The sequence below is a fragment of the Streptomyces sioyaensis genome (assembly GCF_004122735.1).
GTDB classification, from domain to species: domain Bacteria; phylum Actinomycetota; class Actinomycetes; order Streptomycetales; family Streptomycetaceae; genus Streptomyces; species Streptomyces sioyaensis.
Genome location: NZ_SDIF01000163.1, coordinates 1 through 11,129, shown reverse-complemented (window position 1 = coordinate 11,129; position 11,129 = coordinate 1). Strand labels below are relative to the sequence as shown.

General features: G+C 72.4%; 8 protein-coding genes. 3 read left to right on the top strand and 5 right to left on the bottom strand.

Going from position 1 to position 11,129, the window contains the following annotated elements; translation table 11 throughout:
* The 3 genes from EST54_RS31045 to EST54_RS31035 form a co-directional block, all read left to right on the top strand.
* Positions 1 to 558: DUF3459 domain-containing protein (locus EST54_RS31045; RefSeq protein ID WP_129251032.1), on the top strand; the 558-nt coding region annotated here is incomplete at its 5' end.
* A 24-nt stretch (positions 559 to 582) separates the two neighbouring features.
* A complete protein-coding gene (locus tag EST54_RS31040; protein ID WP_129251031.1) occupies positions 583 to 1,632 on the top strand; it encodes a LacI family DNA-binding transcriptional regulator in 1,050 nt (349 codons plus the stop codon).
* 118 nt (positions 1,633 to 1,750) lie between these two features.
* Positions 1,751 to 2,587 (top strand): phosphatase PAP2 family protein, encoded by an 837-nt coding sequence (locus EST54_RS31035; RefSeq protein ID WP_167511634.1) that lies wholly within the window; start codon positions 1,751 to 1,753, stop codon positions 2,585 to 2,587.
* Between the two features lie 299 nt (positions 2,588 to 2,886).
* On the opposite strand, the gene EST54_RS31030 is transcribed toward EST54_RS31035, so the two are convergent.
* From EST54_RS31030 to EST54_RS31010, 5 genes are all read right to left on the bottom strand, one after another.
* Entirely contained in the window at positions 2,887 to 3,891 is a 1,005-nt protein-coding gene (locus EST54_RS31030; protein ID WP_129251030.1) for a MerR family transcriptional regulator, read from the bottom strand.
* A gap of 3 nt (positions 3,892 to 3,894) precedes the next feature.
* Positions 3,895 to 4,548: a HEAT repeat domain-containing protein gene (locus EST54_RS31025; protein WP_129251029.1), complete on the bottom strand. Its 654-nt coding sequence runs from the start codon at positions 4,546 to 4,548 to the stop codon at positions 3,895 to 3,897.
* A 356-nt stretch (positions 4,549 to 4,904) separates the two neighbouring features.
* Positions 4,905 to 7,931 carry a bifunctional [glutamine synthetase] adenylyltransferase/[glutamine synthetase]-adenylyl-L-tyrosine phosphorylase gene (locus tag EST54_RS31020; RefSeq protein WP_129251028.1) on the bottom strand — a complete coding sequence of 1,009 codons (3,027 nt, stop codon included), beginning with the start codon at positions 7,929 to 7,931 and terminating at the stop codon, positions 4,905 to 4,907.
* A gap of 26 nt (positions 7,932 to 7,957) precedes the next feature.
* Entirely contained in the window at positions 7,958 to 9,319 is a 1,362-nt protein-coding gene (gene glnA / locus EST54_RS31015; RefSeq protein WP_129251027.1) for a type I glutamate--ammonia ligase, read from the bottom strand.
* Between the two features lie 379 nt (positions 9,320 to 9,698).
* Entirely contained in the window at positions 9,699 to 10,610 is a 912-nt protein-coding gene (locus tag EST54_RS31010) for an alpha/beta fold hydrolase (protein ID WP_239013779.1), read from the bottom strand.
* Positions 10,611 to 11,129: the final 519 nt, after the last annotated feature.

Sequence of the window (11,129 nt, the reverse complement as noted above, 5' to 3'; positions counted from 1 at the left end):
TCCGCCTACCTCTACCAGGGCGAGGAACTGGGCCTGCCCGAGGTCACCGACCTGCCCGACGAGGTCCGCCAGGACCCGGCGTTCTTCCGCGGCCGCCGCCCCGCCCCGGCGGCCGACGCCCCCGCCGCCGACGCAGGTGACACCAGCGGCCAGGACGGCTTCCGCGACGGCTGCCGGGTCCCGCTCCCCTGGTCCGGCGAGCGGCCGCCGTACGGCTTCGGGCCCGGCGGCAGCTGGCTGCCGCAGCCCGCCGACTGGCGCGCGCTGACCGTCGCCGCACAGACCGGCGACCCCGCCTCCACCCTGGAGCTCTACCGCACCGCGCTGTCCCTGCGCCGCCGACTGCCGGGCCTGGGCGACGGGCCGATGACCTGGGTGTCCGCGCCCGACGGGGTGCTCGCCTTCCACCGCCCCGGCCTGCTGTGCACCGTCAACACCCTGAACCGCGACCTCGCCTTCCCGGCGCCCGGGACCCCGCTGCTGGCCAGCACCCCGGTGACCGTCAACGACGGGAGCGCGGTGCTGCCCGGTGACAGCTGCACCTGGTGGGCAATCTGACAGCCGAACGGTACAGTCCCCCTCATGACCGCCCGGCTGGCCGATATCGCAGCACAGGCGGGTGTCAGCGAGGCCACCGTCAGCCGGGTTCTCAACGGGAAGCCCGGTGTCTCCGCCACCACCCGCCAGTTGGTGCTTGCCGCCCTCGACGTGTTGGGTTACGAACGCCCGGTGCGGCTGCGGCAGCGGAGCGCGGGGCTGGTCGGACTGATCACCCCGGAGCTGGAGAACCCGATCTTCCCGGCCTTCGCGCAGGTCATCGGGCAGGCACTGACCCGCCAGGGCTATACGCCGGTCCTCGCGACCCAGACGCCGGGCGGCTCCACGGAGGACGAGCTGACCGAGATGCTGGTCGACCGCGGGGTGGCCGGCATCATCTTCGTCTCCGGGCTGCACGCCGACACCTCCGCCGACATGCAGCGCTATGAACAGCTGCGCGGCCAGGGCGTGCCGTTCGTCCTCATCAACGGCTTCTCCGACAAGGTGCAGGCCCCGTTCGTCTCCCCCGACGACCGGGCCGCGGTGGACCTGGCGATCACCCACCTCGGCGCGCTCGGCCACCGGCGGATCGGGCTGGCACTCGGCCCGAAACGCTTCGTCCCCGTGCAGCGCAAGATCGAGGGCTTCGTCCGCAGCATGCAGGAGCGGCTGCAGACCGGCCCGGCCGAGGCGGAGCCGTTCATCCAGCACTCCCTCTACACCCTGGAGGGCGGGCAGGCCGCGGCCGGCGCGCTGATCGAGCGGGGCGCGACGGCCATCGTGTGCGCCAGCGACATGATGGCGCTCGGTGCGATCCGCGCGGCCCGCCAGCGCGGGCTCGACGTCCCGCGGGACGTCTCCGTGGTCGGCTTCGACGACTCCCCGCTGATCGCCTTCACCGACCCGCCGCTGACCACGATCCGGCAGCCGGTCACGGCCATGGGTCAGGCGGCGGTGCGTGCGCTGCTGGAGGAGATCGGCGGCACCCCCGCTCCCCACAGCGAGTTCGTCTTCCACCCCGAACTGGTGGTCCGCGGCTCGACCGCCTCGGCCCCGAAAACGGCCCGGATCCCGAAGCCGCTGCGGGCTCTTTGACGTGCGCTCCCCCGAGCACGACGGGGGTCCGGCGTCCCCCTCAAGACCGATATGTGGCATCGAATACCCGACCGAAGGATGATCGGCGACACGCCCCTTTCTGGCAGACTGTCTGCCTATGGGTGATGCGAATACGAGGACTCTGGACGGCCCGCCGACCACCCCGACACCCACCGGGGAACCCGCGGACCGTCCGGCGGACGAGGGCCGGTTGGCCCGGCTGAGGTCCCCGCGCACCCCCCGGCTCTGGTTCGAGGTCCTGCTGATCGCGGTCAGCTACTGGACGTATTCGATGATCCGCAACGCCGTTCCGGAGCAGAAGGCCAAGGCGCTGAAGAACGCCGACTGGATCTGGCAGGCGGAGCACTCCCTGGGCATCGCCGTCGAGCGCAGCGTCAACCACGCGGTCGACTCCGTGACGTGGCTGATCGTGTCGATGAACTACTACTACGCGACACTGCACTTCATCGTGACGATCGGGGTGCTGGTCTGGCTCTACCGCTGGCACCCGGGCCGCTATGCCGCGGCGCGGCTGGCCCTGTTCGCCACCACCGGCGTCGCCCTGATCGGCTATTACTTCTTCCCGCTGGCGCCGCCCCGGCTGATGGCGGGCGGCGGCTTCGTCGACACCCTCGTCGACCACGGCACCTGGGGCTCGATGGCGTCCGGCAACCTCGCCTCGATGTCCAACCAGTACGCCGCGATGCCGTCGATGCACATCGGCTGGTCGCTGTGGTGCGGCATCACCATCGCCCTGCTGGCGAAGCCGCTGTGGGCCAGGGTCCTCGGGCTGTGCTACCCCGCCCTCACCCTCCTCGTCATCGTCTCCACCGCCAACCACTTCTGGCTGGACGCGGTGGGCGGGGTGCTGTGCCTCGCCTTCGGCTTCGGGGTGGCTTGCGTGTGGTACGGGACGCTGCCGCATCGGCTGACGCGGGTCGCTGCGTTTGCCTGACTTCCCACGTTGTCGGCTTTCCCGCCGTGGGTGTTGCTCGCCGTTTGTCGCCCGCTGCGCGGTGCGCCCGCCGTTGCGCTTTGCGGCGCGCCGTACGTTGTCGGCTTTCCCGCCGTGGTTCTTCTCGCCGTTGCGCCTGCGGCGGGCCGGGTGGGTGTCGGGTGCGGTGACGGGCCTCCGGGGCCGGTGTGTGGGACTGCTTCGCTTTACGTCCCACACACCGGCCTCTCCGGCCCGTCCCCTCCCGTGGGGGGAGTGAGTGACGGTGGGTGGGGGTGCACGTAAGTGGGCGGGTTTGGTCAGGGTGCGTCGCGTAGCTGAAGGAGGTACGTCGCAGTCAGTGCAACGGGGCGGTCCGCGTCATGTGACAGCTCCATGAGGGCATGTGAGGCCCTCGTGCCCGGGATGCCGGCCAGGGCCTGGGTCAGTCGCCCGCGTGCGGGCGCGTTGGTGGTGCTGTGGGCGAGGCGGTCGACGAGTCTGGTCGCGAGCTGGTCCGCCGTCGCGGTGTCGCTCGCCAGGACACTCAGTGCGTCGGCTGCATCGGTGTCGTTCCTGCCGTCCACGATCATGTCGATGAGGGTGGGGACCGCGTCGGACACGCCACGTGTGCCGAGCGACAAAGCCGCGTATCCGCGGACGACGGCGTCGGGGTGCGCGAAGGCATCCCGCAGGCGCGCGGTGGCCTCACCAGCGGGCAACTCGGCGAGGGCCTGAACGGCACGTTCCCGCACCGCGGCCACCGGTGAGCCGAGGCCCTCGGCCAGCAGGGCCGGGGCGCCGTCGCCCGAGCGCGCCAGCGCCCATCGAAGGGCCCCGGCGACGTTCGGCTCCGTCTCGCTGAGCGCCGCCTCAACCAGGGCCTCCACCGGCACCGGAACCTGGTCGACCGAGGAGAGGGCCGCGCGCTGACGCGCGTCGGCGCTCTTCGACCCCAGTGCCTGGAGGAGCGCGACGACCTGGAGGACGTCCTCCCAGCCGGCGGGGTCCGCGGCATGGATCCGGCGGAGCCGTGTGAGCAGCTCGGTCTCGGCCGCGATGCGGTCGCGCGTCTGACGGATGAGGTCGTCGACGAGTGCCGAGGGCGCGAAGCCGGGATCGTCGAGCGCGCGCCCGATCTCACGCAGCGACAGTCCCAGCGACCGCAGGCTCTCGATGTGGAAGATCCGTTGGATGTCCTCGCCGGAGTACTCCCGATATCCGGAGCCGGTACGGCCCGAAGGGCGCACCAGACCGAGCGACTCGTAATGCCGGAGCATGCGGGCACTGACCCCGGACCGTCGCGCCACCTCACCGATCAACACGTCTTATTGTCCCTCCCGGCCGAGGGCCACGACGCGCTTCGCCTCCTCGATGGCGAACTCGAAGCCGGTGTCCGGGTCGCGCAGCAGCCGTTGTGTGGCGAGCGCGTGCGCGCGTATGCGCGGGTCAGGGGCCGTCGTCGCGGAACGGAGAGCCGGCACGCTCGCTTCACCCAGCGCGACCAGTGCCCGGCTGAGGCTCAGCTGCGTCTCCCGCTCACCGCGCCCGAGCTGCGTCGCCAACACCGTGGCCAGCGCGGACTCCTCGCCTTCCGGCACGAGCACGACCGCGGCCCGCCAGGCGGTTCGCGCCACCTCGTCGTCGGCGTCGGACAGGAGTGTCCGGGTGATCGCCGGCCACGCCTGCCGGTCCCCGATCTTGGACAGCGTGTGCAGCGCCTGGCTCCGTGCCTGCGTACGCTCCGAGCGCACTTCGCGGAGCAGCTCGGGAAGCGTCATGGACACCGGGTGGCGGGTGAGCGCCCAGGTCAGCATGTCGCGAACGAAGAACTCGGGCTCGATCGCGCACCGCTCGATGAGCTTGCCGACGAAGCGCGGATCAGGCGTCGTGCCGACCGCCAGCGCGGACCGCAGCCGCACTGACGAACGGCCGTCCTCCAACCCCTGGAGCGCCTCCGGGTCCTGTCTTGTGATCGTCATCGAGACCACCTCCTGGGCAAGGAGTGAAGACCCTGTCACCGTGTCAAGGTCAAGCAGGGCCCAATGCCCTGGCCAGCCAGTGACCTTCTGTCAGCTCCTCTTACGTGCACCCCCACTCACCGTCACTTATTCCACTCACGGGAGGGGACGGGCCGGAGGGGCCTGTTGTGTGGACGTAAAGCGAAGCAGTCCACACAACAGGCCCCGGAGGTCCGTCACCGCACCCAACACCCACCCAGCCCGCCGCAGGCGCAACGGCGAGCAACACCCACGGCGGGTCAGCCGACAACGTGGGTCGCGCCGCAAAGCGCAACGGCGAGAAGACACACGGCGGGAAAGCCGAAAACGTGGGGGGCCTACGCCCCGTAAAAACGCTCCTCCACCACACCCCGCGCCCGTCGGGTGATCCGCCGGTAGTCGTCGAGCAGTTCGCCGACGTGGCCCTCCTCGTAGCCGAGGTAGCGGGCCACCGCCGACAGCTCCCGGCCGTCGACGGGGAACGTGTCGCCGGGGCGGCCGCGGACCAGCATCACCGCGTTGCGCACCCGGGCGGCCAGCACCCATGCCTCGTCCAGGGTTTGGGCGTCCTCGGTGCCGATCAATTCGGCGGCGTGCGCGGCCGCCAACGCCTCGCGGGTGCGGGTGGTGCGCAGGCCGGGGATCTCCCAGCCGTGCTGCATCTGGAGGAGCTGGACCGTCCACTCGACGTCGCTCAGGCCGCCGCGCCCCAGCTTGGCGTGGGTGGTCGGGTCCGCGCCGCGGGGCAGCCGCTCGGCCTCCATCCGGGCCTTGAGCTTGCGGATCTCGCGGACCGCCTCGTCCCCGAGCCCCTCGGCGGGGTAGCGCAGCGGGTCGATCAGGTCGATGAACCGCTGTCCCAGCTCCGCGTCGCCCGCGACCGGCTCGGCGCGCAGCAGGGCCTGCGACTCCCACACCAGCGACCAGCGCCGGTAGTAGGCGGCGTAGGAGGCGAGCGTCCGGACCAGCGGGCCGGACCTGCCCTCCGGGCGGAGATCCGCGTCGATGGGCAACGGCGGGTCGGAGGAGGGGAGTTCGAGCAGCCGGCGCATCTCGTTGGCGACGGCATGGGCTGCCTGCGCGGCCTCCTGCTCGTCGGCGCCCTCGCGCGGTTCGTGGACGAACAGGACGTCGGCGTCCGAGCCGTAGCTCAGCTCCCGGCCGCCGAAGCGGCCCATGCCGATCACCGCGAAGCGGGTGGGCAGGGTGTCCCCCCACTGGGCGCGGACCGCGGCGCGCAGGGCGCCGGCCAGGGTCGCGGCGTTGAGGTCGGAGACCGCCGAGCCGACCGCGTCGACGGAGCGGCCGTGGTCGGTGTGCGCGGGGCTGTACTCGGTGCCGTACGCGCCGATCACATCCGCCGCGGCGGTACGGAACAGCTCCCGGCGGCGCACTCCGCGGGCCGCGGCGACCGCCGCCTCCGCACCGTCCGCGCGGCCGACCGCGGCCAGCACCTCCTGCTCCAGCGCGGCCCGGCTGCGCGCCTGGAGGCCGTCGGCGGCGCCGAGCAGGGCGACCGCCTCGGGGGCGCGCAGCAGCAGATCGGGGGCGAGCCGGCCGGCGGACAGCACCCGGGCGAGGTTCTCGGCGGCCGCGCCCTCGTCGCGCAGCAGCCGCAGGTACCAGGGTGTCTTGCCGAGGGCGTCGGAGACCTTGCGGAAGTTGAGCAGTCCGGCGTCCGGGTCGGCGGAGTCCGCGAACCAGGCCAGCAGCACCGGGAGGAGGGTGCGCTGGATGGCGGCCTTACGGGTCACGCCGGACGCCAGGGCCTCCAGGTGGCGCAGCGCGCCCACCGGGTCGGCGTAGCCGAGTGCTTCGAGGCGGTGGCCGGCGGCCCGGGCGGACAGCCGGGTCTCGCCGGTCTCCAGGGTGGCGACGGCGTCGAGCAGCGGGCGGTAGAAGAGCTTCTCGTGCAGCCGGCGGACTTCCCGGGCGTGCCACTTCCACTCCTTGCGGAGGGTGTCGACGGGCTCGGTGCGCAGCCCCAACGAGCGGGCCAGGCGCCGCAGTTCGCCCTCGTCCTCGGGCATCAGATGGGTACGGCGCATCCGGAAGAGCTGGATGCGGTGCTCCAGGGTGCGCAGGAAGCGGTAGGCGGCGTCCAGGGCCGCGGCGTCCTGGCGTCCGACATAGCCGCCGGCCGCCAGTGCCGCCAGGGCGTCGAGGGTGGTGGCGCTGCGCAGGGTGGCATCGCTGCGGCCGTGCACCAACTGGAGCAGCTGGACGGCGAATTCGACGTCGCGCAGCCCGCCGGGGCCGAGCTTGAGCTCCCGTTCGACCTGTGCGGCGGGGATGTTCTCGACGACCCGGCGGCGCATCTGGCGCACATCGGCGACGAAGTTCTCCCGCTCGGCGACCTCCCACACCATGGGCGCCAGCGCATCGATGTACTCCTCGCCCAGCCCGAGGTCACCGGCCATCGGGCGGGCCTTGAGCAGCGCCTGGAACTCCCAGGTCTTGGCCCACCGCTGGTAGTAGGCGAGATGGCTGGTGAGCGTGCGCACCAGCGGGCCGTTGCGGCCCTCGGGGCGCAGGTTGGCGTCCACCGGCCAGATGGTGCCCTCGACGGTGTTGTCCGAGCACAGCCGCATCATGCGGGCCGCGATCCGGGTCGCGGCCTGGAGTGCCTTGGCCTCGTCGACGCCTTCCTTGGCCTCGGCCACGAAGATGACATCGACGTCCGAGACGTAGTTCAGCTCCCGGCCGCCGCATTTGCCCATGCCGATGACGGCCAGCTTGCACACCGCGGCGTCGCCGGGCGCCTCTTCGTAGCTGATCTCCAGGGCGGCCCGGATCGTGGCGGTGGCCAGGTCGGCCAGCTCGGCCGCGGCCTCGGCGACATCGGTCGTCCCGCACACATCGCGGGCGGCGATCCCCAGCAGCGCGCGTCGGTAGGCGGTGCGCAGGGCGTCCGCGCGCGGCCGGTCGGCGCCGTGTTCGCCCCAGATGCCCTCGGCGAGCGCCTGCTCGAACTCGGGGGTGGTGGGGTGCAGATCGACCGACTCGTAGGTGACCAGCGACTGCCAGTCCTGCGGATGGCGGACGAGGTGGTCGGCGAGCGCCTCGGAGGCACCGAGCACCCCCAGCAGGCGGTCGCGCAGCGGTTTCGCCGCGACGACCGTGCTGAGCAGCGTCTGCTGGGCGTCCGGCTCGCCCTGCCGCTCCACCAGCCGGGCCAGGCCGCGCAGCGCGAGATCCGGGTCCGCGGTGGCACCGAGCGCTTCGAGCAGCACCGAATCGTCGCGTACGGGGGCGAGGCCGGGGGAATCGAGCAGCTCCCCGGCCGCCGAGGGGTCGGTGAAACCGTGCCTCAGCAGCCGGGTGAAGGTGCTGCTCCGCCGTCCCTGCGGGGCGGGTAGTGCCATGGTCAGCCTCTCGGTGGCGCGGTGGCTCAGAGCACGGGCAGCATCTTGCGCAGCTCGAAGGCGGTGACCTCGGAGCGGTACTCCTCCCACTCCTGCTTCTTGTTGCGCAGGAAGAAGTCGAAGACGTGCTCACCGAGGGTCTCGGCGACCAGTTCGCTGCGCTCCATCAGGTCGATGGCCTCGCCGAGGTTCTGCGGCAGCGGCTCGATGCCCATCGCCCGGCGCTCGGAGTCGGACAGCGCCCAGACGTCGTCGTCGGCGCCGGCCGGAAGCTCGTAGCCCTCCTCGATGCCCTTGAGACCGGCCGCGAGCAGCACCGCGTACGTCAGATACGGGTTGGCGCCGGAGTCGATCGAGCGGACCTCGACCCGGGTCGAGCCCATCTTGCCGGGCTTGTACATCGGCACGCGGATCAGCGCGGAGCGGTTGTTGTGGCCCCAGCAGATGTAGGAGGGGGCCTCGCCGCCGGCGCCCGCGGTGCGGTTGGCGCCGCCCCAGATGCGCTTGTAGGAGTTGACCCACTGGTTGGTGACGGCGGAGATCTCCCCGGCGTGCCGCAGCAGGCCGGCGATGAACGAGCGGCCCACCTTGGAGAGTTGGTACTCGGCGCCCGACTCGTGGAAGGCGTTGCGGTCGCCCTCGAAGAGCGAGAGGTGGGTGTGCATCCCGGATCCCGGGTACTCCGAGAACGGCTTGGGCATGAACGTCGCCTGGACGCCCTGCTCCAGCGCCACCTGCTTCATGACCAGCCGGAACGTCATGATGTTGTCGGCCGTCGAGAGGGCGTCGGCGTAGCGCAGATCGATCTCCTGCTGGCCGGGGGCGCCCTCGTGGTGGCTGAACTCCACCGAGATGCCCATCGATTCCAGCATGGTGATGGCCTGCCGGCGGAAGTCCATGCCGACGTTCTGCGGGGTGTGGTCGAAGTAGCCGGAGGAGTCGCCCGGCATCGGCCGGGAGCCGTCCACGGGCTTGTCCTTGAGCAGGAAGAACTCGATCTCCGGGTGGGTGTAGAAGGTGAACCCGAGGTCGGAGGTCTTGGCCAGGATGCGCTTGAGGACGTAGCGCGGGTCGGCGTAGGAGGGGGAGCCGTCCGGCATCAGGATGTCGCAGAACATCCGGGCGGTGCCGGGGGCCTCCGCGCGCCAGGGAAGGATCTGGAAGGTGCCGGGGTCCGGCTTGGCGATCATGTCGGATTCGTACACCCGGGCGAATCCCTCGATGGCCGAGCCGTCGAAACCGATGCCCTCGTCGAAGGCCTGCTCCAGCTCCGCGGGCGCCACCGCCACGGACTTCAGGAACCCGAGCACATCGGTGAACCACAGCCGTACGAAGCGGATGTCGCGCTCCTCCAGCGTCCGGAGCACAAACTCCTGCTGCTTGTCCATGGGTCACCAATCCTTGCAGGTCAATCAGCCTGTCGAGCCACATCGGGCAACGTGGTTCGGCACACCAGTATCACGTGAGGGGGTTACCGTCACATTACGCACCCTTGGCCTGAATCAGAACCGCCGCCCCGTAACCCTCAGCCCCATCCTTCCCGCGGCAGGCGGGCTCAGCGCCGCGGGGGGCGGCAATCGGGCGGCTTGGCTCAGTCTTGGACCCGCGCTGAGGGCACGTTGACCAGGCGTTGACGGCTCCGTTCCACGGAATTCACAGGGCGGGTACGGGCGGGTACCGGGCGTGGGGGGGCGGGGCGGCCCAGGACGACCCGAGATGTCTACGGACACTGCGGGATCGCCGTGCGCGGGACGACCCGAAAGATATTCACGGCCGCTCCGGGATCTCCGCGTCCCGCCCCGTCCCCGACAGGTCCAGCACCGCCCGCGCCACCGACGCCGGCGCATCGGCCATCAGCAGGTGGCCCGCGGGCGCGGCGAGGGCGAACCGGCCGCCCAGCTCCGCGGCGAGCCCGCGCTGCCGCTCCAGCCAGCGCAGTTGCCGCGCCGTCTCGCTGCCGTCGTACGCCGCGAGGACGGTGACCGGGGCCGCGGGCAGCGGGCGGGCCGGACGCAGCGCGGCGAGCTCCGCGGCCTGGTGGCCGTAGGTCGCGTTCTCCAGGACGCAGGCCCGCAGGACCCGGCTGGTGCGGTAGGCGTGCTCCCACGGGTGCCGCGGATGATCGCCGACCGTCGTGGCACGGTCGATCAGCCGGCGGGTGGCCGGACCCAGGGCGCGCGGCAGCCCGGCGGCGGACACCGCGGCGGCCACGGTGCCCGCCACGGCGGTCCGCACCGCGCGCGGCAGCCGGGGCCGGGGCGCGTCCTCGATGCTGCCGTCGGCCAGCACGATCCCGGCGCAGCGCGCGGGGTGCAGCCGGGCGAACGCCTCGGCGTGGAAGCCGGCGAGCGAGTGGCCGACGACGGTGGCCGGGCCGAAGTGGCCGAGCGCGTCGAGGAGCTGGGCGATCCGGTCGGCCTCGGCGGCGAGGGTGGGCGGCCCGGGGGCCGGGGCGCTCAGGCCGAGCCCGGGCCGGTCGAAGCGGACGACGGTGCGGTACGGGGCGAGCAGTGCGGCGACGGCGTCCCAGTCGTACCAGGCCATGCCGAGACCGCCGCTGAGGACGCAGACCGGCCCGCGCCCCTCGGTCAGCACATGCAGCGGCACCCCGCCGACCCGCAGGAACCGGCCGGGGACGGGGAGGGGGAGCGGGAGGGGGCTCATCGGGGTCACGGACATCCAGGTGATCGGGTGGACCCGGCCGGACGCACGGGCGGGCAGGCACGCGGAGGGCGCAGAGAGCCCAAGAATAGGCAGCCGGTGGACAGGGCCGCGGCGATACCGGCGCGGACGACCGCAGGCGGCCGGTCCGGGCGGTGCGGATGGGCCGGGGCCGGCGGCCGGACCCGGCCCCGGTCCCCCGTTCGGCGGCGGATATCCGGAGGGCCATACCCCTAGGGGGTAGGGTGCGAAGGATGGGCCTCCCCGGCTGCCGTTTGTCTTTCCGTCGAGAGGGACGCGATGTGCGCACAGGGCAAGGCCGCCGCAGGGCGCGGCCGGCCGCTGCTGTTCACGGCACCGCGCGCCGGGACCGTCCCGGGGCATCCGCCGCCCGCGCCCGGCCCCGCCGCGGCCGCTGCCTCCGCGCCGCCCTCCCCGCGCCCGACCGCCGGTGCCGCGCACGCGGGAGCGCGCCCGCCGCGGGAAGGATGGGGCTGAGGGTTACGGGGCGGCGGTTCTGATTCAGGCCAAGGGTGC

Excerpts from the sequence above, each read along its gene's own strand:
- EST54_RS31020 (WP_129251028.1), bottom strand. The coding sequence starts at position 7,931 with ATGGCACTACCCGCCCCGCAGGGACGGCGGAGCAGCACCTTCACCCGG.
- EST54_RS31040 (WP_129251031.1), top strand. The coding sequence starts at position 583 with ATGACCGCCCGGCTGGCCGATATCGCAGCACAGGCGGGTGTCAGCGAG.
- EST54_RS31035 (WP_167511634.1), top strand. The coding sequence starts at position 1,751 with ATGGGTGATGCGAATACGAGGACTCTGGACGGCCCGCCGACCACCCCG.
- glnA (WP_129251027.1), bottom strand. The coding sequence starts at position 9,319 with ATGGACAAGCAGCAGGAGTTTGTGCTCCGGACGCTGGAGGAGCGCGAC.
- EST54_RS31025 (WP_129251029.1), bottom strand. The coding sequence starts at position 4,548 with ATGACGATCACAAGACAGGACCCGGAGGCGCTCCAGGGGTTGGAGGAC.
- EST54_RS31010 (WP_239013779.1), bottom strand. The coding sequence starts at position 10,610 with ATGTCCGTGACCCCGATGAGCCCCCTCCCGCTCCCCCTCCCCGTCCCC.